Origin of the sequence: Actinomyces sp. SKVG-SVH-4(1) (assembly GCF_048514265.1) — a bacterium.
GTDB classification, from domain to species: Bacteria; Actinomycetota; Actinomycetes; order Actinomycetales; family Actinomycetaceae; genus Actinomyces; species Actinomyces oris.
The window spans coordinates 382,912-408,749 of sequence record NZ_JBGEVE010000001.1; the positions used below are offsets into that span (position 1 = coordinate 382,912).

The 25,838-nt window shown below is 70.9% G+C and carries 20 protein-coding genes; 14 read left to right on the forward strand and 6 right to left on the reverse strand.

Annotation, left to right across the window (positions count from 1 at the left end):
• Positions 1-87 precede the first annotated feature (87 nt).
• Positions 88-1,494, forward strand: coding sequence for a M16 family metallopeptidase (locus tag AB7V09_RS01495; RefSeq protein WP_419142778.1), 1,407 nt, complete (start codon positions 88-90; stop codon positions 1,492-1,494).
• Between the two features lie 253 nt (positions 1,495-1,747).
• Here the strand turns inward: AB7V09_RS01495 and AB7V09_RS01500 are convergent, their stop codons facing one another.
• Positions 1,748-2,680, reverse strand: a complete 933-nt coding sequence (locus AB7V09_RS01500; protein ID WP_075415190.1) for an oxidoreductase — start codon at positions 2,678-2,680, stop codon at positions 1,748-1,750.
• A gap of 169 nt (positions 2,681-2,849) precedes the next feature.
• Here AB7V09_RS01500 and dapB point away from each other — a divergent pair, with 169 nt between their 5' ends.
• Complete coding sequence (gene dapB / locus AB7V09_RS01505) at positions 2,850-3,602, forward strand: 4-hydroxy-tetrahydrodipicolinate reductase (RefSeq protein WP_419142707.1); 753 nt, start codon at positions 2,850-2,852, stop codon at positions 3,600-3,602.
• A gap of 29 nt (positions 3,603-3,631) precedes the next feature.
• Here dapB and AB7V09_RS01510 read toward each other — a convergent pair whose 3' ends face one another.
• Positions 3,632-4,390 (reverse strand): N-acetyltransferase family protein, encoded by a 759-nt coding sequence (locus AB7V09_RS01510; RefSeq protein ID WP_419142708.1) that lies wholly within the window; start codon positions 4,388-4,390, stop codon positions 3,632-3,634.
• 119 nt (positions 4,391-4,509) lie between these two features.
• Between AB7V09_RS01510 and dapA the strand changes: the two genes are divergently transcribed.
• Together dapA and AB7V09_RS01520 are read left to right on the forward strand one after the other, a co-directional pair.
• The gene (gene dapA, locus AB7V09_RS01515) at positions 4,510-5,406 is read left to right on the forward strand and encodes a 4-hydroxy-tetrahydrodipicolinate synthase (protein WP_419142709.1); all 897 of its coding nucleotides are present in this window, start codon (positions 4,510-4,512) and stop codon (positions 5,404-5,406) included.
• A gap of 22 nt (positions 5,407-5,428) precedes the next feature.
• Positions 5,429-5,875, forward strand: a complete 447-nt coding sequence (locus AB7V09_RS01520; RefSeq protein ID WP_419142710.1) for a pyrimidine dimer DNA glycosylase/endonuclease V — start codon at positions 5,429-5,431, stop codon at positions 5,873-5,875.
• 39 nt (positions 5,876-5,914) lie between these two features.
• Here the strand turns inward: AB7V09_RS01520 and AB7V09_RS01525 are convergent, their stop codons facing one another.
• The 3 genes from AB7V09_RS01525 to AB7V09_RS01535 all read right to left on the reverse strand — a co-directional run bounded on the left by AB7V09_RS01525 (position 5,915) and on the right by AB7V09_RS01535 (position 12,461).
• Complete coding sequence (locus AB7V09_RS01525; protein WP_419142711.1) at positions 5,915-7,699, reverse strand: AMP-binding protein; 1,785 nt, start codon at positions 7,697-7,699, stop codon at positions 5,915-5,917.
• Positions 7,700-7,774: 75 nt separating this feature from the next.
• Positions 7,775-9,691 carry an AMP-binding protein gene (locus AB7V09_RS01530; RefSeq protein WP_419142712.1) on the reverse strand — a complete coding sequence of 639 codons (1,917 nt, stop codon included), beginning with the start codon at positions 9,689-9,691 and terminating at the stop codon, positions 7,775-7,777.
• Positions 9,692-9,851: 160 nt separating this feature from the next.
• On the reverse strand, positions 9,852-12,461 hold the full coding sequence (locus AB7V09_RS01535) for a HelD family protein (RefSeq protein WP_419142713.1): 2,610 nt from the start codon (positions 12,459-12,461) through the stop codon (positions 9,852-9,854).
• A 493-nt stretch (positions 12,462-12,954) separates the two neighbouring features.
• Between AB7V09_RS01535 and AB7V09_RS01540 the strand changes: the two genes are divergently transcribed.
• A complete protein-coding gene (locus AB7V09_RS01540; protein WP_419142714.1) occupies positions 12,955-13,893 on the forward strand; it encodes a PAC2 family protein in 939 nt (312 codons plus the stop codon).
• 62 nt (positions 13,894-13,955) lie between these two features.
• Here AB7V09_RS01540 and AB7V09_RS01545 read toward each other — a convergent pair whose 3' ends face one another.
• Complete coding sequence (locus AB7V09_RS01545; RefSeq protein WP_419142715.1) at positions 13,956-14,792, reverse strand: spermidine synthase; 837 nt, start codon at positions 14,790-14,792, stop codon at positions 13,956-13,958.
• Positions 14,793-14,879: 87 nt separating this feature from the next.
• Here AB7V09_RS01545 and dinB point away from each other — a divergent pair, with 87 nt between their 5' ends.
• From dinB to mraY, 9 genes are all read left to right on the forward strand, one after another.
• Positions 14,880-16,151, forward strand: coding sequence for a DNA polymerase IV (gene dinB, locus AB7V09_RS01550; protein WP_419142716.1), 1,272 nt, complete (start codon positions 14,880-14,882; stop codon positions 16,149-16,151).
• A 124-nt stretch (positions 16,152-16,275) separates the two neighbouring features.
• Positions 16,276-16,689 carry a DUF3040 domain-containing protein gene (locus tag AB7V09_RS01555; RefSeq protein WP_020991642.1) on the forward strand — a complete coding sequence of 138 codons (414 nt, stop codon included), beginning with the start codon at positions 16,276-16,278 and terminating at the stop codon, positions 16,687-16,689.
• Positions 16,690-17,311: 622 nt separating this feature from the next.
• Entirely contained in the window at positions 17,312-17,743 is a 432-nt protein-coding gene (gene mraZ, locus AB7V09_RS01560) for a division/cell wall cluster transcriptional repressor MraZ (protein WP_003786301.1), read from the forward strand.
• 267 nt (positions 17,744-18,010) lie between these two features.
• Complete coding sequence (gene rsmH, locus AB7V09_RS01565; RefSeq protein ID WP_419142717.1) at positions 18,011-19,141, forward strand: 16S rRNA (cytosine(1402)-N(4))-methyltransferase RsmH; 1,131 nt, start codon at positions 18,011-18,013, stop codon at positions 19,139-19,141.
• Positions 19,142-19,258: 117 nt separating this feature from the next.
• Positions 19,259-19,723: a hypothetical protein gene (locus AB7V09_RS01570; RefSeq protein ID WP_419142718.1), complete on the forward strand. Its 465-nt coding sequence runs from the start codon at positions 19,259-19,261 to the stop codon at positions 19,721-19,723.
• A 6-nt stretch (positions 19,724-19,729) separates the two neighbouring features.
• A complete protein-coding gene (locus AB7V09_RS01575; protein ID WP_419142719.1) occupies positions 19,730-21,529 on the forward strand; it encodes a peptidoglycan D,D-transpeptidase FtsI family protein in 1,800 nt (599 codons plus the stop codon).
• A 106-nt stretch (positions 21,530-21,635) separates the two neighbouring features.
• On the forward strand, positions 21,636-23,222 hold the full coding sequence (locus tag AB7V09_RS01580; protein ID WP_419142720.1) for a UDP-N-acetylmuramoyl-L-alanyl-D-glutamate--2,6-diaminopimelate ligase: 1,587 nt from the start codon (positions 21,636-21,638) through the stop codon (positions 23,220-23,222).
• The gene (locus AB7V09_RS01585; RefSeq protein ID WP_419142721.1) at positions 23,207-24,658 is read left to right on the forward strand and encodes a UDP-N-acetylmuramoyl-tripeptide--D-alanyl-D-alanine ligase; all 1,452 of its coding nucleotides are present in this window, start codon (positions 23,207-23,209) and stop codon (positions 24,656-24,658) included. Before AB7V09_RS01580 ends, AB7V09_RS01585 begins: the two co-directional genes overlap by 16 nt.
• Positions 24,655-25,755, forward strand: a complete 1,101-nt coding sequence (gene mraY, locus AB7V09_RS01590; RefSeq protein WP_003786289.1) for a phospho-N-acetylmuramoyl-pentapeptide-transferase — start codon at positions 24,655-24,657, stop codon at positions 25,753-25,755. Before AB7V09_RS01585 ends, mraY begins: the two co-directional genes overlap by 4 nt.
• The last annotated feature ends 83 nt before the right edge of the window (positions 25,756-25,838 follow it).

Consider the following 25,838-nt stretch of genomic DNA (forward strand, 5'->3'; position numbering starts at 1 on the left):
TTCGCTGCGCGCGGCAGGACGCGGCCGGGTGCGGGAACGACACCGGGCCCGCTCGCCCGCTAGTCTTCGCGGGTGACCAACCCAGACATGCGCGCCGGATCAGCCCGGCAGGCGGCCTCTCAGTCCTCCTCGACCCCCGCGACCGGGGAGTCCTCGAGCCCGACCGACTACGCCGAGGTGGATCTCGGGCGTGGGCGGCCCGGCCGTGACGGCACCGAGCTGACCCTGCACGACGACGGGGCTCTCACCCGCCGCTCGGTCCTGCCCGGTGGGGTGCGCGTCATCACCGAGTCCGTGCCAGGGCTACGCTCGGCCTCGATCGGCATGTGGTTCGGCGTCGGCAGCCGCGACGAGGTGCCCGGCCAGGAGGGCTCCACCCACTTCCTGGAGCACCTGCTGTTCAAGGGCACCGCCACGCGGGATGCCCACGACATCGCCGAGGCCTTCGACATGATCGGCGGGGAGTCCAACGCCGCCACCTCCAAGGAGCACACCTCCTACTACGCCCGCGTGCTCGCCCCTGACGGTATGCGGGCCCTCGACGTGCTCGCCGACATGGTGACCTCCTCCCTCCTGGAGCCCACCGACGTCGAGACCGAGCGCGGTGTCATCGTCTCCGAGCTGGCTGACGCCGCCGACGACCCCGCCGACGTCGCCCAGGAGGCCTTCGCCCGCGCCGCCTTCGGTGAGGACACGCCGCTGGGCCGACCCATCGGCGGCACCAACGAGACCGTCACCGCGGTGCCGCGCGACGCCGTGTGGGAGCACTACAAGCGCACCTACGCCTCCGACACCCTCGTGGTGGCCGCCGCCGGCGCTGTTGACCACAATGAGGTCTGCGAGCGGGTCCTGGCCGACCTGGCCGCGGCCGGCTGGGACGCCTCACCCGATGCCGTCCCGCGTGAGCGTCGCTTCGAGGTCGAGCCCTTCGCGCCCCTGGACGTCCACGACATCACTGTCCCGCGCGAGAGCGAGCAGAGCCACCTGTACCTGACCTGCCAGGGCATCGCCGTACGCGATGAGCGGCGCTGGGCCATGAGCGTGCTCACCACCATCCTGGGTGGGGGCATGTCCTCGCGCCTGTTCCAGGAGGTGCGCGAGAAGCGGGGCCTGGCCTACACCACCTACGCCTTCGACACCTCCTACGCCGGTGCCGGCGCCTTTGGGCTCTATGCGGGCTGCGCCCCCGGTGACGTCGATGAGGTGTGCGCCGTCATGATCGGCGAGTTTGAGAAGCTTGCCGAGTGCGGCGTCACCGAGCGGGAGATGATGCGTGCCCGCGGTCAGCTGCGCGGGGCCATGGTGCTTGGGGGAGAGGACTCCCTGGCGCGCATGGGTCGCCTGGGGCGGGCCGAGGTCGTTACCGGGCGCCTGCGCTCCATGGGGGAGAACCTGCGCCGCCTGGAGGCCGTCACCCCTGAGGAGGTCCGGGAGATGGCCGCCTGGCTGGTGGAGCAGAAGCGCGCCCGCATCCTCGTGGGTCCGGTTGGCTGACAGCTGCCGACAACCGATGGGGTCGATGGCCCGCTCATCGAACACCGCCGGAGCCAGAAGAGGGGCTGAGTGTCCAAATCGGTGACAAAGGCGCGGATCGCTCTCATCCAGCCGATGCGCAACCCCATGATTCCAAGGTTCTCCAGCCTGCGCTCTAAGAGATGGAGGTCCTTTGTATCCGAAATGGACACCAACAAGCTGATTCCAGTCGTCGGCCCCTGGTGCTGCTGGTCCGCGTGGGTCGGGTCTTCGCTCAGCGACGGAAGCCGAAGGCGGCACCGATGAGCTGATCGAAGGCGCGGTCCGGCAGGACTCGGCGCGCGGCGATGAGGGGCCCCGCCATGAAGCCCACGGCGTAGCGGGTCCGGGGGTGACGGGCGGTGACGATCCTGCCGACGGTGCGGGCGATGACCTCCGGCGGGGAGTAGTGCCGCTGGTTCGACTCGCTGCGCATGCCTCCAGCCACGTCTCGGATCTGGTCGGCGTAGGCACTGCCCTCGGCCGTTGCCTCCAGGTGCTCGGCGGCGATCGACCACCAGGCGGTGCGGATGCCGCCGGGCTCGACCACGACGACGTCAATCCCGAAAGGAGACAGTTCGATGCGTAGCGCGTCGCTCAGGGCCTCGACGGCGTACTTGGTGGCGTGGTACCAGCCGCCCAATGGTGTGGTCAGCCTCCCACCGATGGAGGAGATGTTGATGATGGTGCCCGAGCCCTGGATGCGCATGTGCGGGGTGATGAGTTGGGTGAGGCGCGCCAGACCGAAGACGTTGACCTCGAACTGGCGGCGGGCCTCATCGATCGGGACGTCCTCGATGGCGCCGTAGGAGCCGTAGCCGGCGTTGTTGACCAGGACGTCGATGCGTCCGGTCTCCTCCAGGATGCGGTTGACGCCGGAGCTCATGGAGGCGTCGTCGGTGACGTCCATGGCCAGCGGGCGGATGCCGTCGGCGGTCAGGGCCTGGAGACGGTCGGTACGACGGGCTGCGCCGTAGACGATGTAGCCCAGTGCCCGGAGCTTGTGGGCGGTGTCCTCGCCGATGCCGGAGGAGGCGCCGGTGACGAGGGCGACCCCGGTACCGGGCGCCTTGGAGAATGCCTGGGGCGCGGCGGCTGGTGCTTGCTCCGCGGTTGTAGTCACGAGCGGTTCCCTTTCTGATGATGTGGGAGTGCCTTCAGCATCCATCATGATTGGTGACTCTGTTCGGATCGACTCCCGGCTGCTCCCCCGTGGGGGACACATTCAGTCTCCCACCTGAGGCGGATCCCGAACGTCCAGGCGCTGGGCAACCGGAGTCGGTGTCGGGAGGCGGACGTGACCTCGTGGTGGGTGGGTGAGTCGCTAGGGTGGGGCCATGACGATTCGCGTAGCTGTTGTGGGCGCCGCCGGGCGCATGGGATCGACCGTCTGCCAGGCGGTCCAGGACGCCGAGGGTCTCGAGCTCGTGGCCCGCCTGGACGTGGGGGACACCCTCGACGCCGAGCACCTGGCGGGTGCCGACGTCGCCGTCGACTTCACCGTCCCCAGCGTCACCGAGGCCAATGTCCATGCCCTGCTCGACGCCGGAGTGAACGTCGTCGTGGGCACCACCGGCTGGACCGAGGAGTCCTACAGGCACGTCCGCGAGCACCTGGCCCGGCCCGAGGCCGCCGGCCGCAGCGTCCTCATCGCCCCGAACTTCGCCCTGTCCGCCGTGCTGGCCATGAGCTTCGCCGCGAAGGCCGCCCCCTACTTCGAGTCCGCCGAGGTCATCGAGCTTCACCACCCGAACAAGGTCGACGCGCCCTCGGGCACCGCGGTCGCCACCGCCCAGGGCATTGCCGCCGCTCGTGCTGAGGCGGGCCTGGGCGCTATGCCGGACGCCACTCAGACTGACCCCGACGGCGCCCGCGGTGCGGTGGTCGACGGCGTCCACGTCCACGCCGTGCGTCTGCGGGGGCTGACCGCCCACGAGGAGGTCGTGCTCGGCAATCCCGGTGAGCAGCTGACCATTCGCACCGACTCCTTCGACCGGGCCTCCTTCATGCCCGGCGTGGTCCTCGCCGTGCGGCAGGTCTCCAGCCGCCCCGGCCTGACCATCGGCCTGGACGCCCTGCTTGACCTCTGAGACGGGAGCCAGTCGGGGCCGGTGAGGCGCTACAGCGAGGCCGCCCAGCAGTCCTCGGTGATGCCCTCGCCGACGCCGAGCACCCGGTGGGCCCCGGTGGGCGCCATGCCGACCGAGGACAGTAGCCGGCTGATCGATTCGTCCCCGCGCACCGCCCAGGCCACGAGCGCCCTGGCGCCGTCCTGACGGGCCAGGTCCACGGCGGCCGCCAGGAGCCGGGAGCCGTGCCCGCGGCGCTGACTGGCCGGCTCCACGCCGAGCGCCGTGACCTCCACGGCCTGCACCCCGGCCTCGTCGACGTGCCCCTCGGCGTCCATGGACTGGGTGGGGGCCAGACCCAGCAGGCCCACCACCGTCCGGCTCACAGCGTCCGCCTGGGCGGTGGTGGCCACCAGGACGTGGTGCTCGGGCGAGGGCGGCTCGGTCACTGCTGCCTCCCAGCCTGCCGCGATGACGGGGGCGGCGATCATGGCCCGTACGCCCTGGGGCAGCGGCGCACTGTGCTCGGCGGTGTGGCCGGCCTCCAGGGAGGCGAGCATGGTGGCGGCCTGGACCTGCCCGATCGCCGTCAGGTCCTCCGCCCGGGCCGGGCGCACGAAGCCCCCCGGTGCGTGGGGGGTGCCATGGTCATGCTCCGCACAGTTGTGGGCGTCGGGGGAGTGGCGGTGCGGGGCGCGCGTATTCGCATCCGGGTTCAGCCCGGCCAGAGGATCGGCGCCCAGGACGGAGCCGTCCCGGCTCCCGGAGGACGATGACGGCGATGCAGGCGAGGGGGTTGTGGAGGTCATGGACCGAGCCTAAGTGACGGCCCTGACGGGCCAACGAGCCCAGGCGGGAACGCAGGCGCCTATGAGACAGATCATGAGAAGGGACCCTCGGCTGGCCGGGGGCACGTTAGGGTGGCGCCATGAGCGCAGCCCCCTCCCGCAGCTTCGGTTCCGTCGGCGTCGCCATGGTCACCCCCTTCACGCCCAGTGGGGAGGTCGACTACGACGCCGCCCGAGCCCTGGCGGTCAGCCTGGTCGACGACGGCGCCGACCTGATCCTCCTGTCGGGCACCACCGGTGAGTCCCCGACCACCCACACCCCCGAGAAGCAGGAGCTGATCCGCCAGGTCAAGGACGCCCTGGCCGGACGCGCCATGATTATGGCCGGCGCCGGCTCCAACGACACCGCCCACGCGGTGCGCATCGGCGTTGCCTCCCAGGAGGCCGGCGCCGAGGGCCTGCTCATCAACGCCCCCTACTACAACCGCCCCAGCCAGGAGGGCGTCTACCGGCACATCAACGCCGTCGTGGAGGCCACCGACCTGCCCGTCATGGTCTACGACATCCCCGGACGCACCGGCGTGAAGATCACCGAGGAGACCCTGGCCCGCCTGGCCGAGAACCCCCGCGTCAAGGCCGTCAAGGACGCCACCGGTGACGTCGAGCAGGGCTTCCGCCGCATGGAGTCCACCGGCTTGGAGTACTACTCCGGCGACGACGGCCTGAACTTCGCCTGGCTCACCCACGGCGCCTCCGGCGTCATCTCCGTGGCCGCCCACGCCGACGCCCACTCCTGGCGCCAGATGATCGACGCCGTCGACGCCGGCGACCTGGCCAGCGCCCGCACCCTCGCCCGCAGCCTGCGCCCCCTGGTCCACGCCATCATGGGCGGCGGGCAGGGAGCCGTCATGGCCAAGGAGGCCCTGCACCTCCAGGGACGCCTGCCCAGCCCCACCCTGCGCCTGCCCCTGGTGCGAGCCGAGGAGACCGAGGTCGCCACCCTGCGCGAGGTCCTGGCCGCCTCCGGGCTGCTCTGAGAACCGGAAGGGCACTGCCGTCATGCGCATGTGGTCGCTGCACCCGAGCCACCTGGACCGTGCGGGCCTGGTGGCCTGCTGGCGCGAGTCACTCCTGGCCCAGGCGGTCCTGGCCGGGCGCACCCGCGGCTACCGCAACCACCCCCAGCTCGAACGCTTCCGCGCCGTTCCTGATCCGGTCACTCCGGCGGTGGCGGTGGGCGCCTACCTGTGGGGGCTGCGCGAGGAGGCCGTCCGGCGCGGCTACCGCTTCGACGCCACCCGCATCGACCTGCCTGAGCCGGAGTGCACCGGCGTCAGCCTGACGGTCACCGAGGGGCAGATGGACCTGGAGCGCAGGCACCTTGAGGCCAAGCTGGCCGGCCGCGCCCCCGACCTCCTGCCCCTGCCCGAGCGGCTTGAGCCGCACCCGATCTTCCGGGTCGTCCCCGGTGACGTCGAGCCCTGGGAGCGGGCACTGACCCCGTAAGCCCGGGGCGGGTGCAGAGGCGACCGGCACCGCGGCCGGTCAGTCCTCTTCCGTGATGCTTGCGAGCACCTTCTCACGCACGACGCGGCGCAGGATCTTGCCGATCTGGGAACGGGGCATCTCCTCAATGACCTCCAGGCGGTGCGGCAGCGCGTAACGCGGGACCGTCCGCTCGGCGTGCTGACGCACCGCCTCCAGGGTCACCGACCCCGGCGTGGCCCCCTCGGCCAGGACCACGGCGGCACACACGAGCTCGCCCATCGCGCCGTCGGGAAGCCCCACCACGGCGACGTCGGCCACGCCGGTCATGGAGCGGATCGCGGCTTCCACCTGACTGGGGTAGACGTTGAAGCCGCCGGTGAGGATCAGCTCGCGTTTACGGTCGGCCATCCATAGGAAGGAGTCCTCCCGGCGCACGATGTCGCCCGTGCGCAGCCAGCCTCCCGGCAGGATCGCGGCCTGCGTGGCTGCCTCGTCCTCCCAGTAGCCGGCGAAGACCTGGGGACCGCGCACCAGCAGCTCGCCCGGCTCGCCGTCGGGCACATCCCGAGCGGGGTCCGGGTCCTCGGGGTCCACGACGCGCACGTCCGTGGAGGGGAAGGGCAGGCCCAGCGCACCCAGGCGGCGCGAGGGCCCCATGGGTGTGCCCGCGACGATCGGGCTCGTCTCAGTCATGCCGTAGCCCTCGACGAAGAAGCCACCGGTCGCCTTCTCCCACCGGGCCCCGACCTCCGGCGGCATCGGGGCCGCCCCGCACACCCCGTAGCGCAGGGTCCCCAGCTTCGTGCCCCGCTTCTGGGCGCCGTCGAGGATCCGCTCGAACATGACCGGCACGCCGACGAAGAAGGTGAAGGGACGCCGCTCGTGCGCGGCGAGCACCTGATCCACCGAGAACTTGGGCAGCATCACCTGGGTGGCGGCCTTCTGCACCGCGCAGAAGAGGTTGAAGGTCAGCCCGAAGGCGTGGAAGAAGGGCAGCAGGCACAGGAAGTTCTCCCCGCCCTCGTGCAGCATCGGCACCCAGGCGATGGCCTGGTTGGCGTTGGCCCGCAGATTGGTGTGCGTGAGCATCGCCGCCTTGGGGGTGCCGGTCGTCCCACCGGTGTGCAGCAGGACCGCGATGTCGGAGCCGGCCGGGTAGGGGAAGCGTGAGGGGATCCGGTGGGCGCCGGCCACCTCCTTGTCCCAGGAGCGCACCCCCGCAGGCAGGCTCTGTGCTCGGAAGGCGGCCCGCTGCCGGCGGGCCCGCTCCACCGGAAGACGCAGCGCGGCGCGCAGGCGCACCGGCATTGCGGCTGAGAGGTCCACGCTGAAGACCGTGCGCCCCTGGAGCGCATCGCCGTCGGCGCGTGAAGCCGGACGGGGATCGGTGGCGAGGCCGATGCCCTTCTCCCACACGATGACGACTCGGGCTCCGTGCGCGTCCAGCTGGGAGCGGATCTCCTCGGCGGGCGCCAGCGGGTTGTGCTCTGCCACGACCGCGCCGATGCGCAGCGCCCCGTAGAGGGCCACGGCGTGCTGCGGGCAGTTCGGCATGATGAGGGCCACCCGGTCGCCCTTGTGCACCCCCGAGGTCCGCAGCACCTGTGCCGCCCGCTCCGAGGCCTCCAGCAGTTCGCGGTAGGTCATCTCCGCGCCCAGGAAGTCGATGGCGACCCGATCGGGGTAGAAGCGCGCCGCTGTCTCCAGCAGCTCGCTGAGCGGCGCGTCGGGAACCTCGATCGCCGCCGGGATGCCGGGCTGGTAATGAGGGCGCAGGTAGTGGCGGTGGTCCTGGGCGGCCGGCTGCGGCGAGGCGGCGGCGTTGATCGTGCTGTCAGTCATGTCTGTGGAGTCGAATCGGGCTGTGAGTGGGAGCAGTCAGGTGATCTGGGGCGACTGCGATCTAAGGGCGTGCCCTCAGCGGGAGGCCGCGTTGTCATGCGGCCCGGCCTTGCCGTCCTGGCCGTCCTCCTGCTGACCGCCGTCCCTGCGCTCACCCCGGCCGGGGAAGTGCTCAACGATGGACACGGCCGCCGCCGTCGCCGCCCCGGAGGCCGCCTCCCGGGCCGCCAGGAGCTCATCGCGCACCACGCGCCGTAGCACCTTGCCGATCTGGGAGCGGGGCATCTCGGTCAGGATCGCGATCTGGCGCGGCAGGGCATAGTTGGACAGGTTCTTGGCCGCCCACTCGCGCACCTGCTCCAGGGTGACCGTCTGGCCCTCTTTGGGCAGGATCGCGGCGACCACGGACTCATTGCCGGCCTCGGCCGGCAGCCCGACGACGGCGACCTCCTCCACCTGCGGCATCGAGCGGACCGCGGCCTCCACCTCCGTGGGGTAGATGTTGAAGCCCCCGGAGATGATGAGCTCCTTGCGGCGGTCGGCGATGACGTAGAAGCCGTCCGCCTCCTGGCGCACCAGGTCGCCCGTGCGCAGCCAGCCCCCGTCCAGCAGCACCTCGGCGCTCTCCTCGGGGTTGTCCCAGTAGCCGGAGAACACCTGGGGGCCGCGAGCCAGCAGCTCGCCGACCTCCCCGGGAGCCACCTCGCGCTCGACGTCCTCAGGGTCCACCAGGCGCACCTGCGTGGAGGGGTAGGGCACCCCCAGGGTGCCGGGCCGACGCGCCGGTGAGATCGGGTTGCCCAGAATGATGGGGGAGGACTCGGTCATCCCGTAGCCCTCGATGATGGTGCCACCGGTGGCCTCCTCCCAGGCCTGCGCCACCGCTAGCGGGTTGGGGGCCGCCCCGCACACGGCGATCTTGCAGGAGGACAGGTTCGCCCCGGTGGCCCGCGCCCGGGTCACCAGACGGTCGAACATGACCGGCACCCCCGGGAAGAAGGTGGCCGGGCGCCGCTTCCAAGCGGCCAGCACCAGGTCCGCCCCGAACTTGGGCAGCACCACCTGGGTGGCGGCCAGCCCCACCGCGCACAGCAGCGACAGGGACATGCCGAAGGCGTGGAAGAAGGGCAGGACCGCGTAGAAGGTCTCCTTGCCCGCGCTCGTGGTGCCGGACGCCCAGGCCAAGGACATCTCGGCGTTGGAGCGCAGATTCTCGTGGGTGAGGCACACGGCCTTGGGCGTGCCCGTCGTCCCGCCGGTGTACAGCAGAGCCGCCGCTTCCGAGACGCTCGGCAGCGGGAAGCCCGTGGCCAAGGGGATGGCGGAGGCGGCCAGGTCGTCCCAGGAGCGCACCCCGGCCGGGATCCTGCCGCGCAGCTCGCGGCGCTGGGTGCGGGCGGCCGCCACCGGCAGCCTCAGGGCCAGGCGGCTGCGCAACGGAAGATGACGGGACAGGTCCACCGAGTACACGCTCAGGCCCCCCAGGCCCGCCGCCTCCAGTGAGCCCACCGCCGCCACGAGACGCTCGAGGGTCTTCTCCCAGGCGATGATGACGCGCCCACGGTGAATGTGGAACTGCTCGCGCAGCTGGGCGGCGGGCGCCAGCGGGTTGTGCTCGGCCACGATCGCCCCGATGCGCCAGGCCGCGTAGGCCACGACCACGTGCTGAGGGCAGTTGGGAAGAATGACCCCGACGACGTCCCCGCGCCCGACCCCCAGGCCCCGCAGGGCCTCCGCGGCCCGCGCCACCTGGGTCTCCAACTGGGAGTAGGTGGTTGTGGCGCCCAGGAAGTCCAGGGCCACCCGGTCCGGGAAGTCCCGCGCGGCGTCGCGCAGCATGCAGGACAGGGGCTCGCTCACCGCAGGGATCGTGGAGGGCACCCCGGCCTGACGGTAGACGGCCTCAAGGGCCTCATGACCGGAGGCGTCCGAGCCGGCCGCCGACGCGGCGCCACGCGTGAGCGCGGCTACCGACGTGCGTGAAGCACTCATGGGTCTTCCCCCTTGTCTGCCGTGAGCCTTTCCCCGACGGGGAGGGTTTCGCCCGCCGCGGGTGCCGCCCGCGAGCGACGATGAGAACTCAGGAGCAACCGTAACCTACGGTGGCGTAACCTGCGTGGTTGGTGGCGTTGACAACCCTGTGCGATCCGGCTCACCGGCCGGAGGAACGCGGCTCCAGGCCCCGGAGGAGCGGTAGGCGGCTGACCACCCGCAGGCGGCGCGTGGGACGAGTCATCGCCACATACAGGTCGCCCGCGCTGCGCTCACCGATCTCAGCGGGATCCACGAGCACCACGACGTCGAACTCCAGCCCCTTGGACAGCACCGGGTCGACCACCAGCAGCCGCGAGCGCAGCACGTCGCCTCCCGGAGCCTCCATCGCCGCGACCAGGTCCGGGTCCTGGCGCAGCAGCGCCTCAGTGCGCCCGGGGGAGGGGCAGATGACCGCGATGCGCCCGACGCCGGCCCCCACCTGGTCATCCAGGCGGGCCGACTCCTGGACGACGACCTCGCGCAGGAGGCGCGCCCAGGCCTCGGGCTGCCCACCCTCAGGGGACTGTGACAGGTCGGTGACCTCCAGGCAGTCGGGCAGGTCGCGCACCGAGCGCACCGGGTAGACCGGCGGGTGGCCCAGTTGCGTCACCGTCTCCTCGGCCGCCTCCATGATCGTGGCCGGCGTGCGGTAGCAGACGCTGAGGGCCTCCTCGCGCAGCGGGGTCGACCCTCCGCGCGAGCGCCCCGACTGTCGGCCCTGCCGCGAGCGCGAACGGGCCCGGTGACGCGACTGCGACCGGGACCGGCCCTGGGCCTCCGCAGCATCATCAGCCGACGCCGTCCCCAGGGCGGTGAGCACCTCGCCCCAGCTGCCCGGGGCGTGGGGGCCCGAGTACTGGGCCAGGTCCCCCACCACCGTGAAGGAGCGCACCGGGCAGCGACGCGCCAGCGCCCGCCACGCCATGGTGCCCAGCTCCTGGGCCTCATCGACGACGACGTGCCCGTAGGTCCACGTCCGATCCGCCCGGGCCCGCTCGGCCAGAGTCAGAGTGGGGCCGCCCTGGGAGACCCGGTCGGCCAGCATTTCGGCACTGACCATTCCGCCGCCCAGCTCCTGGGACTCGATCGCCTGGGCCGCGTAGTCCACCAGGTCCTCGCGGCGGCGGGCCTCCAGTCGGGCGCGCCGGGCCTGGGCGTCCTCGCTGGGGCCCAGCAGCTCGGCCAGCTCGTCAATGAGCGGGATGTCCGCCGCACTCAGGGCGCTCCCGGGCTCACGGTGCAGCAGCGCGCGCTCCTGCTCACTCAAGGATGGCGCCACCTGCTCCAGGAGGGCGGGCCGGCTCCACAGCCGCTCCAGTAGCCCCTGGGGCGTCGTCGGCATCCAGCACAGGTTGATCTCCCGGCGGGCGTCACGGGCGGTACGGATGTCTTCCCGGATCCAGGCGCGCGTGTCAGCGTCTGAGGCGTCCTGGTTCGTGGCCGCCGCGTACTGGTCGGTCAGGCGCTCCAGGAGCCAGATCACGAAGGCCTCGCGGGCTAGGTTGTGGGGCTTGCCGCCCCGACGGGCCCGGGAGGCCGCCTCACGCACGTCGTCGGGCTCCAGGGACAGGCGCACACCCTGGACCTCGATCTCGCGGGGAGCATCCGGGACGCGCTGCAGGCCCCGCACCGCCCGCTCCAGGGCTTTGACCCACAGGGAGCGACCTTTGAGCTCGGCGACGCGGGCATCCTCCTGCGCCGTGGCCCGCACCCCGGGAACCAGGTCGCCAATCGTCGTGGAGACCACCCCCGTCTCACCCAGGGAGGGCAGCACCTGCTCCACGTAGCGCAGGAAGGTGCGCGACGGCCCCACCAGGAGCACGCCGGAACGCTCCAGGCGCTCGCGCTCGGAGTAGAACAGGTAGGCCACCCGGTGCAGTGCCACGGCCGTCTTACCCGTGCCCGGGCCGCCCTGGACCACGAGCACACCCCGGCCCGAGGAGGTGACGACCCGGTCCTGCTCGGCCTGGATCGTGGCCACGATGTCACCCATGCGGCCGTCACGGGCGCTGGACATCGCGGCGATGAGTGCACCCTCGCCCTGCAGGTCCTCGGCGGTCACGGCCGTCCCGGATGAGTCGGACAGGCCCTCGCCGGCCTCCAGGGCGTCCAGGTCCAGGACCTCGTCCTCCACCCCGAGCACCTGACGGGCCCGGGTGTCGATGTGCCGCCGACGCACCAGCCCCATGGGCTCGGAGGCCGTGGCCTGATAGAAGGCCCGGGCCAGAGGGGCGCGCCAGTCCAGGATCACCTCACGGTGCTGGGCGTCCTGCAGGCCGATACGACCCACGTAGTGGCGCCGGCCCCCGTCAGTGACGGGGGAGGAGCCGCCCACGCCCCTGCCGGAGCCGGAGGATGAGGCTCTCGCTGAGGCCTCCGAGTCCGGCGTGTCGTCGGGCGAGGTGCTCATATCCATCCGCCCGAAGACCAGACGGTCCTCGACCCCCTCCAGGGAGGAGACCAGCGACGAGTAGTGCACGGCGTAGGCGTCCCGCTCCCCGCGGGACTGGTGGGTGCCGCTGACGCCCTGGGCTTCGGTACGGGCCAGGGAGTGGCGGGCCTGAGCCAGCTGGCGGTCCAGCTCGTTGTAGGCCAGATCGACGACGACCTGCTCACCGCGCATCTCGCGCTCGCGGACACTGCCCGCATCATCCTCCGCCCGCGGCTGCGCTTCCTGCTGGGAGTGCGGTGGGCGAGAGGGGATCGTCTGACTCACAAGGCCTCGCATCGGTTCTGGTTCTGGCCGGCAGGCGTGTGGGGGCGTTCTGGCCGGCTCTGGTTGACGCTGACGGGTACTGGGGTCGGTGATGGCTTCAGTACGGTTGACCCATTATTCTCCTGCTGACGCCCCGACGGGGACGCCGAGGGCGAACAAGGCGCCCGAACCCGGCGCGGGCGGGAACATCAACAATCCAGAAGGTGTTGGCAGGAGTGCCCAGGACGCTAACCGCCGTTCCCGGGCACTCACCCGGATGAATCCTGATAAAACGCCGAATCATGTCGCGGAGTCGAGATCGCTCGACACCGCTCGACCCGGAGGCGACTGAGGCGGGAACTCGCCGGGCGCGGTACCCAGACCATGCTGAGACCATTGCACGACACGGACACGCCCTCCCCGGCTCCGTCGGTCCCGCCCGCCCTTCAGGGCTGGTGGCGAGCGCACCAACGGGCCGATGCTGAGGGAGGATGAACCAGACCAGACAGGAGGAGGAGACGGGCTCGTGAGACCACTGTTCACCATCCAGCACCCCGCGGATCAGCCGATCTCCCCGAGGGTCCTCATCCACTACTTCGAGGGCGCCATGGACGCCGGCAACGCCGGCGCCCTGGCCGTCGACCAGCTGCTCATGACGCTTCCCAGCGAGCGTGTCGCTACCTTCGACATCGACGCGCTCGTGGACTACCGCGCCAGGCGTCCCACGATGACCTTCGTTCATAACAACTACTCCTCAGTCACCATGCCCGAGCTGGTCCTGGATCTCCTCCACGACGACGACGGCGAGGACGTCCTCCTGCTCCACGGCAGCGAGCCGGACTACCGCTGGGACGAGTTCGTCGGAGCCGTGGCCCACCTGGCCGTCTCCATGGGAGTGAGCCAGGCCGTTGGCATGAGTGGCATCCCCATGGCCGTGCCTCACACACGCCCGACCTACGTCCACCATCACGGCAGCCAGCCCGACCTGCTGCCCAACCAACCCGAGCTCTTCGGGCACGTCGAGCTGCCCGGGTCGATGTCGGCCTACCTCGAGCTGCGTCTGGGCGAGCTGGGCCTGGACTCCCGGGGAGTCTCGGCCGCGATCCCGCACTACGTGGCCCGCGACGAGTTCCCGCAGGGAGCCTCGGCGCTGCTGACCGCCGTCGTGCAGGCCACTGGCCTGGCACTGCCGGTGGGTGATCTCGAGGCCGCCGCCAGCATCAACCGTGCCGAGATCAACGCCGAGGCCGCCCAGCAGCCGGAGGTCAGCGCCGTCGTCTCCGCCTTGGAGGCCCAGTACGACGCCATGGCCCCCAGGATCGCCATCGATGAGGTCGACACCTCCGCGCCGATCCTCAACCTGCCCAGCGCCGAGGAGATCGGTGCACGCCTGGAGGCCTTCCTGGAGGCCAACGACTCCGGGGACCTGGGGCCCCAGGGCTGGAACCCCGGCCGCGAGGGCTGAACGGGTACCGAGCGCTGCTGGCGGCCCGGGTCGGCGTGACCGGTCATTCGCCTCGTGCGGGTCTAGTGGGCCCGGCCGCCCTTAGGGCGCGGTAGCGCGGCGTCATCGAGCGACCAGGTGCGCACCGGCAGCGGCAGGCGGCGCACTGCGCGCTCGACCTCCTCGAGCTCGCCCACCGTGAAGGGGCCCTGGCGGGCCACCAGCACCAGGTTGCCCCGGCGCCGGCCACGCGCCGCGGCGGGATCGGCGACGATGAACGCGCGGGAGATGTCCCCGTCCAGGGCGCCGGAGAGCGCGGCGATCTCAGCGCCGGCCACGGCGCGCGGCATGGAGGCGGTGTTGACCAGCAGCAGGCCGTCGGGCGCCAGCGCCCTCAGGCAGGAGTCGAGGAAATCCTGGCTCCGACAGGAGCCCGGCACGCTCCCGCCGTCGAACACGTCGCGCACCACGACGTCCCACTGGCCCGGCCGCAGCCCCGCCACCACCTCGGCGGCGTCGCCGACCCGGATCCGCAGCCTGGGGGACCGGGGCAGGTCGAACCAGGTCCGCACCTGGCTCGCGAGGATCTCATCGATCTCGACGGCGACCTGCTGGGAGCCGGGACGGGTCACGTCCCACGCCCTGGCCAGGGCGCAGCCCGCCCCACCCAGGTGGAGCGCCCTGACGGGGGCGCCCTCACCGCGCAGCGCCGTGAGCACCGCGTCCATCTGCTGGTGGTACTCGAAGTCCAGGTGGGAGGGGTCGCGCAGGTCCAGGAAGGAGGACTCCGCGCCGTCGAGCATGAGAAGGATCCCGGTGTCTCGCGCCACGAGCTCGGCCGTGGCCAGGGAAGTGCGCACCGGGCCCTGGGGTAGATCGGTCAGCGCCGGGGCCCCGGAGCTCCTGCGTCTACGTGTCACAGCCCCACGGTAGCCTGAGAGGAGCGCGGGCGGCCTCCTCGGGGGCCGTCAGCCGGTGAGTCCGTCGCACTCGTTGAGGAGGTGGAGATGAGCAGAGCACCCCGTTCCCAGGCCGCACGCCGGTCCTGGGGGGACGATGACTCCGCCACCCCCATCATCCACGTCGACATGGACGCCTTCTTCGCCTCGGTCGAGCTCCTCGAGCACCCCGAGCTGGCCGGCCGTCCCGTCATCGTCGGCGGCCGCGGCGGCCGGGGCGTCGTCTCGGCAGCCTCCTACGAGGCCCGCGCCTTCGGCGTCTCCTCGGCGATGTCCATGGCCGAGGCCTCCCGCCGCTGCCCCCAGGCCGTGGTCCTCCCCGTGCGCCACGGCCTCTACTCCCAGGTCTCCGCCCAGGTCATGGCCGTCCTGGCCGAGGTCACCCCCGCCCTGGAGAAGGTGAGCATCGATGAGGCCTTCCTGGACGTGAGCGGGGCCAGGCGCCGCATGGGCTCCCCGGTGACCATCGGCCGCTGGATCCGCGCCGAGATACGCCGGCGAGTGGGCGTTCCGGCCTCGGTGGGCATCGCCTCCACCAAGTTCATCGCCAAGCTCGCCTCCTCCCACGCCAAGCCCGACGGACTACTCCTGGTGCCGGCCGCCGCCACGCAGGACTTCCTCAACGTGCTGCCGGTCGGGGCCCTGTGGGGCGTCGGCACCCGGACGCAGGAGGTCCTGGCCAGATGGGGGATCCAGGACGTGCGCACCCTGGCGGGCACTGACGTACGTCACCTGGAGAGGATCCTCGGCCGGGCCGCCGGACGCCACCTGCACGAGCTGTCCCACGGCGTCGACCCCCGCCGGGTCGAGCCGGTGCGTGAGGAGAAGTCGGTGGGTACCGAGACCACCTTCTTCGAGACCCTCACCGACCGGGAGCACGCCCGGCGGGTCCTGCTGGACCAGACCCACCAGTGCGCCGCCCGCCTGCGCGCGGCGGACCGGCGCTGCCGGGTCGCCGTCCTCAAGGCCCGAGGGGCCGACTTCACCACCGTCACCCGCTCACGCACCCTGGCCACCCCCACCGACCTCGCCCAGGACATCTGGGAGACCGTCTCCTCGCTCTACTCCGCCCTGCCCACCCCGCCCGGTGGCTTCCGTCTCCTGGGGGTGCGGGTCGAGGGACTGCTGCGCCCCGACGACGGTGTGCAGCTCCTCCTGGATGAGGACCCGCGGCGTGGCGCCTCCGAGCGGGCCGTCGACGCCGTGCGCCGCAGGTGGGGAGCTCACGCAGTGGCCCCGGCCAGCCTCCTGTCGGGAGACGGCCCCACCAAGGCGCCGCCCGGCCAGGAGGGGCGAGGAGGGCGAGGTCGTCGTCCGTGACCCGGGTGGAGGAGCCGCGTGCGTCCCGGCCAACCTCCTCGGTGAGTTTCTCCTGAGCCCCCACAGCGCCTATCCTGGCAACTACGGCGCAGATCCCCGGCCCCGCCCGGAAGCAAGGAGCATGATGGCACTGTCAGAGCGAGAGCAGCAGGTCCTGCGAGACCTGGAATCGCAGCTCCATGAGGATGACCCCGAGCTGGCTCAGACCTTCCAGCGTGAGGAGCGTCGGCTCTCACGGCCTTCGCCCCGCCATATCGGTGGCGGTGTGGCCCTGGTCCTGGTCGGTCTGGCGCTCCTCATCGCAGGGGTATCGGTGCCCCACAGTCTCCTGTCCATCCTGCTGGGGGTCGCCGGCTTCCTCGTGGCCGTCGGAGGTGTCGCAATGGCGCTGACCCGGGTCGAGAGCACGTCGAGCCCGCGTCGCCCCGCGGGAGGTCGAGGCGGGCCCGCCAAGAGCGGGAACGGCGGGAAGAAGCGCTCCTCCTTCATGGACCGCCAGTCAGAGCGCTGGGATCGCCGTCGCGACTCAGAGGACTGACCGGCCCGCATCCACCTTCCCGAGCCTCCCCACTCCTCTCCAGACGCTCCACTCCACCCGCGCCCGCGCTCCTGCAACGGTGCTGGCGTACGCCGATCCCCACTTCCCTCCACCTCCATATCCCTCCCGCCGGCACGGCTCCACAGGTCCTGTCTCCAACGCTCACCCGTTGCAGACAGGACCTGAGTATCTGCAGACCCCGATCAGCCCTCTGCGGACCTCGTCAGGTCGGGACAGAATCCTGAGAATCTCAAGGAATTCCTCGGATTCGGAAGAGCTGTCTCGGCAGCGGTGCCGCTCCGCTCCTACCTCCGCTCGGAGCCCCGAAGCCCACCGGAACCCTGCGTGCAGGCCGAGTGGACTCTGCTTTTTTCCTGGATATCCACCACGCCGAGGAGGGTGGTGGTGAATGCCTCCCTCCACCTGCCCTCCACCTCCCTCCGCTCCGCGTGAACAGGTGTTGAACTGCTGTGATTCCAATGAAAAGTCAGAGGTCTGGGGTGGTGGTGCCGTCGTCGGTGATACGCAGCTGTGACGCTCTCGAGGAGAAGGGGTGGGAGAAAAGGGAGGGAAGTGGAGTAGGGTGGGGTGCACGGGGTCGTCGAGGGGAAGGAGGTGGCTCATGTTCTTGGGAACGCATGCACCCAAGCTGGACGAGAAGGGCCGTCTCATCCTCCCGGCGAAGTTCCGTGAGGAGCTTGCGGGCGGCGTGGTTCTGACTCGAGGTCAGGAGCACTGCCTGTACGCCTTCACCGCCGCCGAGTTCGAGCGCATGTACGCCCAGCTGCGTGAGGCCCCCCTCGCCCAGAAGCAGGCGCGTGACTACGTGCGCGTCATGCTCTCGGGGGCGGACTCGCAGATCCCGGACAAGCAGGGGCGGATCACTCTGCCGGCCCCACTGAGGGCCTACGCGGGCCTGAAGAAGGACCTGGCGGTGATCGGAGCCGGTGCCCGGGTGGAGATCTGGGACTCCGAGTCCTGGAGCACCTACCTGGCCGCCCAGGAACAGGTCTTCGCCGACACGGCCGAGGAGATCATCCCCGGTTTCTTCTGACGCCTCGACCTCTTCGACAACTGAACGAACCCGACGGACCGCACGCAGATGCCATCTGGGCTCTGGCGAACCATCTCGTGAGGTCTCCGCCCGATGTCGAGTCCGACGCCTCTTCCCCGGCGCCGGAACCACGGGAGGAGTCCTGGCGAGATGGCCGCCCTGCACGGTGCGCCGGGGAGGGACGGATGTCGAGGGCTCTTCAGCAACTGACAACCAGCCGGGTACCCGGGACCGGGGCCGGGCCAGCACCAGAAAGGAGCACGCCTCATGACCAGCTCACAGGCGCAGGCATCCGCTGCCGACGCCGTCGGCCGGCACGAGCCGGTGCTCCTGGAGCGCTGCCTGGACCTGCTCGCGCCCGCCATCGAGGGCGCTGCCGGCAGCGCGGCGGCGTCCGGCGGCCCGGCCCAGCCGGTCATGATCGACTGCACCCTGGGCATGGGGGGCCACACTGAGGCAGCGCTCGAGCGCTTCGCGACCCTCAAGGTCGTGGGCATCGACCGCGACCCCGAGGCGATCGCACTGGCCTCGGCGCGCCTGGCCCGCTTCGGGGACCGCTTCGTCGCGGTTCAGGCGACCTACGACGCCGTCAGCCGGGTGGCTCGTGAGCACTCCGTTCGTGCGGAGGGGACCGTGGACGCCGTCCTCATGGACCTGGGGGTCTCCTCCCTTCAGCTCGACGAGGCCTCGCGGGGCTTCTCCTACGCCCGCCCGGCGCCTCTCGACATGCGCATGGACCAGGGTTCAGGAATGACCGCCCAGGACCTGCTGGAGCATGCCGACGCCGCCGAGCTCACCCGCATCCTACGCACCTATGGCGAGGAGCGCTTCGCCTCCCGCATCGCCGCCGCCATCGTGCGCCGCCGCGAGTCCGGGGATCCGGTGGCCAGTACCCAGGACCTGGCCGAGCTCGTCCGTCAGTCCGTGCCCGCGCCGGCGCGCCGCAGCGGCGGGCACCCGGCCAAACGGACCTTCCAGGCGCTGCGCATCGCCGTCAACGCCGAGCTCGACGTCCTGGAGCGGGCCGTGCCCCGGGCTCTCAACAGCCTGCGCGTGGGAGGGCGCCTGGTAGTGGAGTCCTACCAGTCCCTGGAGGACCGCATCGTCAAGCGGGCGCTGGCCCACGGAGCCACCTCTCGGGCGCCCCAGGACCTGCCGGTCGTCCCCGAGGCGGACCGCCCCTACCTGGAGCTGCTCACCAACGGCGCGGAGAAGGCCGACGCCCGCGAGCTCGACCACAACCCCCGCTCGGCACCGGTGCGACTACGGGCAGCCGTCCGCCTGCGTCCGGCCGACCAGGCCCCCTCGCCAGAGGCCTCTGCGCCCGCCGGCGGTCGAGGACGGGACCCCGGGCACCGCAGCGGTCAACGCACCGCCCGCCGTCGCCACCGCAGCTAGGCGGCCCAGCCGCTCCAGACGCCGGCGGACCGCCCCAGGCGGCCAACGATTCCACTGCACCATCGTCCATCCACACCAGTCCAACTACTCCAACTACGCCACAGGGAAGGCACATTGATGAGCGCCACTGCTACTGCTCGAGTCACCCGCCCGATCGCGACGCGGCGCACCGCCCAGGCAAGTGGTTCCACCAACACCCAGGGACGCGCCGAGGCGGGCGCCGCCAACCGGCCCCAGCTGCGGGTCGTCAGTGGCGCCTCCCGGGCGGCCTCGTCCTCCCTTCCCTTCCTGACCGTCATCATCCTCGTGCTGGCCGGCGCCCTCATCACCTCGATGCTCCTCAACGCCAAGATGGCCGACACCGCCTACCGGATGAAGGAGAAGCAGATCGAGCTCAACGTCGCCGAGGACCACGTCGAGACGCTGCGCACCCAGGTTCAGGAGGCCTCGGCGCCCGATGCGCTGGCCGACCGCGCCAAGGAGCTCGGGATGGTGCCCGCCGCAGCCCCCGGCGTCGTCGACGTCAACAAGGGGCAGCTCACGGAGGGAACCCCCGCCCACGCCGCCAAGAGCGGGAAGTAGGCGCTTGTGAATCCCTCGCGTCGTCAGGCGCTCCAGCTCGGAGGGCTGCTCGTGTTCACCGCACTGACCGGGCGCACGGTCTACGTTCAGGCGATTGAGGGGCCGGAGCTGGCCCAGAAGGCGAAGGCCGAGCGCACGGTCACCTGGGTCAACCGAGCCCCCCGAGGCGACATCACCGGGCGCGACGGCACTGTCCTGGCCTCCTCGGCGGTCAGCTACGACGTCGGCGTCAACCAGTCCGCCATCGCCCAGTACGAGCGCACCGAGATGCGACTCGACGAGTCCACCGGCGCCAGCAAGAAGGTCGTCGTCGACTACGGGGCGACGGCGGTTGCGGCCCAGCTCGCCCCGATCCTCGACGTCGATCCGCTGGAGCTGGGAGCCAAGCTCGTGGGAAACCGGAGCTACGAGGTCATCGCCCAGGAGGTCTCTCCTGACACCTGGCGCAAGATCAAGGCCCTGGACATTCCCGGGGTCGAGCCCGACCAGCGCACCCGACGCACCTACCCGGCCGGGACCGTGGCCGGCAACGTCCTGGGCTTCACCCACGAGGGTGAGCACAACCGCGAGCTCATCGGGGCGGCCGGGCTGGAGCTCACCCAGAACAAGCTCCTGACGGGAACCGACGGCAAGGGCAGCGAGGAGGTCGGGCGCAGCGGCGTCATCATCCCCACCGGTGAGCAGGCGGACGAACCGGCCAGGCCCGGTGCCACGGTGCGCACCACCCTCAATCCCGACCTGCAGTCCATCGCCCAGGAGACCATCGACAAGACGGTGGCCGCCCAGCACGCGGACTGGGGCATCGTCATGGCCATGGAGCCGGCCACAGGCAAGGTCGTGGTCCTGGCCGACTCCAACTCGGTCGACCCCTCCGACCCCTCGGCCACCTCCGAGGAGAACCGCACCGCCCGCAGCGTGCAGGCCGTCTTCGAGCCCGGAAGCGTCGGCAAGGTCGTCACCTTTGCCACCGCTCTGGAGGAGGGCGCCGTCAAGCCCGAGGACACCTGGACCGTCCCCTACACCTGGACCTCGGCCAACGGGCAGACCTTCAAGGACTCCCACGAGCACGAGACCCAGACCCTGACCACCGCCGGAGTCCTGGCGGAGTCCTCCAACGTCGGTACCGTGCAGATCGGCGAGAAGCTCGCCGACGACGTCCGCTACGACTACATGAAGCGCTTCGGCTGGGGGCAGGCCACGGGCATCGAGATGCCGGCGGAGTCCGACGGCATCCTCTACCCGCCCAGCTCCTGGGACGACCGCACCCGTTACACCACGATGTTCGGGCAGGGCGTGGCCGGTACTACGCTCCAGTCCCTCCAGGTGCTGGCCACCGTGGCCAACAAGGGTGTGCGCGTGGCCCCACGCGTCATCGACGCCTGGATCGACGCCGACGGCAAGGAGACCCCCCAGGACCGCCCCGAGGGGGTGCGGGTCGTCTCCGAGGCGACGGCCAAGACCCTCACCGAGATGCTCATCGGCGTCACTCAGGAGGGCGGTACCGCGGAGTCGGCCTCCATCAACGGCTACCTGGTGGCCGGTAAGACCGGAACCACCGAGATCCTCACCGACGACTCCACCGTGGCCTCCTTCGTCGGCTTCCTGCCTGCGCGCGACCCGGTGCTGGCGATTGCGGTCATCGTCAACCGTCCCGAGGGGATCTACGGAGGCACCGTTGCCGCCCCCGTCTTCCGGGAGGTGGCGCTGGCAGCCATGCAGGCGCTCAACATCGCCCCGGACCCCAGCGTCGTGGCGGCCCGGGCGGCTCGTAACGGGGCTGGAGGAGAGAGGGACGCGAATCAGTGAGGACGCCTATAGGTAGATGAGCGTGACCACCAGCACCTCGGCGAAGTGGGCCGGAGGGGCTCTTGTGGAACATCGACAGTGGAAGGTCGCGATAGATTGAGGAACTATGAGCAACCACGCCTACGAGTCGGCCGCCGCCCTACGGCCGAGCTCCAATGGTCCCATCCCCATCAGCACCTTGTGCGAGCGCTTCTCCCTGGCTCCCGCCTCAGCTGAGGACGCCGCGGCCCTCAACGACCTGAGCATCCTGGGGGTCAGCGTCGACTCCGCTGACACCGCCCCGGGCGAGCTCTTCGTGGGACTGCCCGGTTTCACCGTCCACGGCGCCCGCTTCGCCGCGGATGCCGTCGCGTCCGGTGCCGTTGCCGTCCTGACCGATGCCGACGGCGCCCAGATCGTCCACCAGACCGCTCCCGGTACCCCCGTCCTGGTGCACAGCGACCCCCGCGCCTTCGTCGGCCCCCTGAGCGCCGAGGTCTACCACCACCCGGCACGCGGCCTGGTCACCACCGCCGTCACGGGAACCAACGGCAAGACGACCACCGCATACTTCCTCGACGCCATCCTGTCCGCTCACGTCGGAGGCTGCATGGTGGCCGGAACCGTCGAGCTGCGCGTGGGGGAGCGCTCCGTGGAGTCCCCGCGCACCACCGTCGAGGCCCCCGTCCTGCAGCGGATGATGGCCCTGGCCGTGGAGGACAAGGTCGGCGCCGCCTCCCTGGAGGCCTCCAGCCACGCCATCGTCCTGCACCGGCTCGATGGGATTGTCGTCGACGTCGCCGGCTTCACCAACCTCCAGCGCGACCACCTCGACTTCCACAAGACCATGGAGGGCTACCTGGAGGCCAAGGCGCAGCTGTTCACCCCCGAGCACGCCCGCCGCGGCGTGGTCTGCGTCGACGACCAGTGGGGCGCGGCCCTGGCTGCCGAGGCCCCCATCGAGATCGACCGCGTGCGCGCCTACCCCGGTGAGACTCCCGCCGACTGGTGGGTCAGCGACGCCGCCGTCTCCCTGACCGACTCCGCCACCACCTTCACCCTCCACGGGCCCGACGGCGAGAGGATCGAGGCCTCCTGCCCCCTTCCCGGACTCGTCAACGTGCAGAACGCCGCCCTGGCCCTGGTCATGGCCATCCGCGCCGGGGTGCCCGCCGCTACGGCCGCCGCTGCCCTGGCCGGTGCCCACAACATCCCCGGCCGCATGCAGCGCATCAGCCAGCGCGACGGCCGACGCGGCCTGTGCATCGTTGACTTCGCCCACACCCCCGAGGCCATGGAGCTGGCCCTCAAGGCCGTGCGCCCCATCACCCCGGGGCGCCTCATCGTGGTCTTCGGCTCCGACGGCGACCGCGACCAGGGCAAGCGGCCCATGCTGGGCGAGGTGTGCGCCCGCCTGGCCGATGTCCTGGTCGTCACCGACGAGAACCCCCGCAGCGAGGATCCCCAGCTCATCCGCAACGCCATCCTCGAGGGGGTGCGCGGCGTGCGCCCCGACCTGACGGACGTCGAGGAGATCACCACCTGGCGCGGCGACGCCGTGCGCCGGGGTGTCGAGCTGTGCGGACCCGACGACACCGTCATCGTCACCGGGAAGGGCCACGAACCCTTCCTGGAGATGGCCGGGGAGTTCATTCGCTACAACGACGCGCCCGTGATGGCTGAGGCCGTCGAGGAGAAATGGGGACGGGCATGAGGCTCAGCCTGAGTCAGATCGCAGCCGCCATCGGCGGAAGGCTCATCGGCCCTGACGCGCCGGTGACCGGACCGGTCGTCACCGACTCCCGCCAGGCCGCCGAGGGCTCACTGTTCGTCGCCGTGCACGGCGAGCGCACCGACGGCCACGCCCACCTGGGATCGGCCCGCGACCTGGGCGCCGTCGGCGCCATCGTCTCCGACCTGGAGGCCGCCCGCAGCGGACTGTCCCAGGGGCAGGCCGAGGACGCGTCCATGGGGCTCGTCCTCGTGGAGGAAACTGTGGCGGCCCTCGGCGCGCTGGCCCGCACCCACCTGGAGGCACTGCGCCAGGCGGCAGCCGAGCAAGGCGATCGTCTCACCGTGGTGGCGATGACCGGCTCGGTGGGCAAGACCACCACCAAGGACCTCACCCGCCAGCTCCTGGCCGCCTCCGGCCCCACGGTGGCGCCCCGGGCCAGCTTCAACAACGAGATCGGGCTGCCGCTGACCGTGCTGGAGGCCGACGAGTCCACCCGCTACCTCGTCCTGGAGATGGGGGCCTCCGGACCTGGCCACATCGCCTACCTCACCGACATCGCCCCTCTGGACGCGGCCGGGGTCCTCATGATCGGCCACGCCCACATGGGTGGGTTCGGCTCCATCGAGGGAGTCGCCGCGGCCAAGGCGGAGATCATCGCCGGCCTGCGCCCCGAGGGAATCGCCATCCTCAACGCCGACGACGCCCGCGCCGCCGCCATGGCCGAGCTCGCACCGGCACGCGTCCTGACCTTCTCCGCCCGGGGGCGACAGGCCGACCTGAGGGCCGAGAACGTGGACCTGGACGCGGCTGCCCGAGCGGCCTTCGACCTCCACCTGCCCGGTCTCGCCGAGCCCCGCCGCGTCCAGCTGGCCGTGGCGGGAGAGCACAACGTGTCCAACGCCCTGGCCGCCGCGGGGCTGGCCCTGGCCGCAGGGCTGGACCCCGAGCTCATCGCCGACAGACTCGGCTCAGTGAGCATCGAGAGCCCCCACCGGATGGATATTTCGGAACTCAGTGGTGATCTTCTCCTTATCGACGACTCCTACAACGCCAACATCGACTCCATGACGGCGGCGCTGGCGGTGCTGCCGGCTCTGGCCGGGGACCGACGTCGCGTCGTCGTGATTTCCGAGATGCTTGAGCTGGGGGAGTCCTCTGCGGCCGATCACGCGCGCACCGGAGAGCTCGCGGCCCGAGCCGGAGCCGCTATGCTCATCGGCATCGGCTCCACCCAGGAGGCACTCGAGGCGGCCAGGGCGCGAGGGGTCGAGGTCGTCGGTTTCGATGATGCCGCGACCGCCATCTCCCAGATCGACGCCCTGCTCTGCGACGGCGACGCCGTCCTGGTCAAGGGTTCCAACGGCTCGGGCGCCTGGCGCCTGGCCGACCACCTCAAGGAGGTTCGTCCCCGATGACCGCCATCCTCATCTCCGGTGTGGTCGGACTGGTGGGCACCCTGCTGGGGACCCCCCTGCTCATCCGCTACCTCCACGCCAAGGAGTACGGACAGTTCATCCGCCAGGACGGGCCCCAGGGACACTTCACCAAGCGCGGCACGCCGACCATGGGCGGCCTCGTCATCATCATCTCCACTGTCCTGGGCTACACCCTGGCCAATCTCAGCCAGCTGCGCACACCGCGCGCCTCCGGGGTCCTGCTGCTCTTCCTCGTCGTCGGGCTCGGGCTCATCGGATTCCTGGACGACTTCGAGAAGATCTCCAAGCAGCGCTCCCTGGGACTGAGGGCATGGCAGAAGATCGTGGGGCAGGCGCTCATCGGCATCGGATTCTCGGTGGCGGCCCTGCACTTCGCGGACCGCAACGGACTGACCCCCGCCTCCGCCCGGATCTCCTTCGCCCGGGACTCGGCGATCAACCTGGCCTTCGCCGGTAGCGTCGTCGGGCTCATCCTGTTCATCCTGTGGGCCAACTTCCTCATCACCGCCTGGTCCAACGCCGTCAACCTCACCGACGGGCTCGACGGACTGGCCGCCGGCGCGTCGGCCATGGTCTTCGGTGCCTACACGCTCATCGGCGTGTGGCAGACCAACCAGTCCTGCAACTACGGCCACGAGACCATGGTCCCCACCACCTGCTACCAGGTCAGGGACCCGCGAGACCTGGCCATGATCGCCGCCGCCCTCATGGGGGCCTGCTTCGGCTTCCTGTGGTGGAACGCCTCACCGGCCAAGATCTTCATGGGCGACACCGGGTCCCTGGCCCTGGGAGGGGCGGTCGCCGGCCTGTCGATCCTGACTCGAACCGAGTTCCTGGCTGTCATCCTGGGTGGACTGTTCCTGGCTGAGGTCATGAGCGACATCATCCAGATCGTCTCATTCAAGTCGACAGGCCGACGCGTCTTCCGCATGGCTCCACTGCATCACCACTTCGAACTGGGAGGATGGACCGAGGTCAACGTGGTGATCCGCTTCTGGATCATCGCCGGCCTGTGCGTCATCGCGGGACTCGGAATCTTCTACGCCGAGTACCTGCGCCAGCTCATCTTCGGATGAGTCGGGACGCCCGGGCCACTGCGACCCGACCCATTGAAGCAGTCTTCTCCTACCGGAAGCTCCGGCAGGAGAAGTGAGGAACC

Bases quoted from the DNA above. Each gene is read 5' to 3' on its own strand.
- AB7V09_RS01495 (WP_419142778.1), top strand. From the start codon at position 88: ATGCGCGCCGGATCAGCCCGGCAGGCGGCCTCTCAGTCCTCCTCGACC.
- AB7V09_RS01500 (WP_075415190.1), bottom strand. From the start codon at position 2,680: ATGGATGCTGAAGGCACTCCCACATCATCAGAAAGGGAACCGCTCGTG.
- dapB (WP_419142707.1), top strand. From the start codon at position 2,850: ATGACGATTCGCGTAGCTGTTGTGGGCGCCGCCGGGCGCATGGGATCG.
- AB7V09_RS01510 (WP_419142708.1), bottom strand. From the start codon at position 4,390: ATGACCTCCACAACCCCCTCGCCTGCATCGCCGTCATCGTCCTCCGGG.
- dapA (WP_419142709.1), top strand. From the start codon at position 4,510: ATGAGCGCAGCCCCCTCCCGCAGCTTCGGTTCCGTCGGCGTCGCCATG.
- AB7V09_RS01520 (WP_419142710.1), top strand. From the start codon at position 5,429: ATGCGCATGTGGTCGCTGCACCCGAGCCACCTGGACCGTGCGGGCCTG.
- AB7V09_RS01525 (WP_419142711.1), bottom strand. From the start codon at position 7,699: ATGACTGACAGCACGATCAACGCCGCCGCCTCGCCGCAGCCGGCCGCC.
- AB7V09_RS01530 (WP_419142712.1), bottom strand. From the start codon at position 9,691: ATGAGTGCTTCACGCACGTCGGTAGCCGCGCTCACGCGTGGCGCCGCG.
- AB7V09_RS01535 (WP_419142713.1), bottom strand. From the start codon at position 12,461: ATGCGAGGCCTTGTGAGTCAGACGATCCCCTCTCGCCCACCGCACTCC.
- dinB (WP_419142716.1), top strand. From the start codon at position 14,880: ATGAGCAGAGCACCCCGTTCCCAGGCCGCACGCCGGTCCTGGGGGGAC.
- AB7V09_RS01555 (WP_020991642.1), top strand. From the start codon at position 16,276: ATGGCACTGTCAGAGCGAGAGCAGCAGGTCCTGCGAGACCTGGAATCG.
- mraZ (WP_003786301.1), top strand. From the start codon at position 17,312: ATGTTCTTGGGAACGCATGCACCCAAGCTGGACGAGAAGGGCCGTCTC.
- rsmH (WP_419142717.1), top strand. From the start codon at position 18,011: ATGACCAGCTCACAGGCGCAGGCATCCGCTGCCGACGCCGTCGGCCGG.
- AB7V09_RS01570 (WP_419142718.1), top strand. From the start codon at position 19,259: ATGAGCGCCACTGCTACTGCTCGAGTCACCCGCCCGATCGCGACGCGG.
- AB7V09_RS01580 (WP_419142720.1), top strand. From the start codon at position 21,636: ATGAGCAACCACGCCTACGAGTCGGCCGCCGCCCTACGGCCGAGCTCC.
- AB7V09_RS01585 (WP_419142721.1), top strand. From the start codon at position 23,207: ATGGGGACGGGCATGAGGCTCAGCCTGAGTCAGATCGCAGCCGCCATC.
- mraY (WP_003786289.1), top strand. From the start codon at position 24,655: ATGACCGCCATCCTCATCTCCGGTGTGGTCGGACTGGTGGGCACCCTG.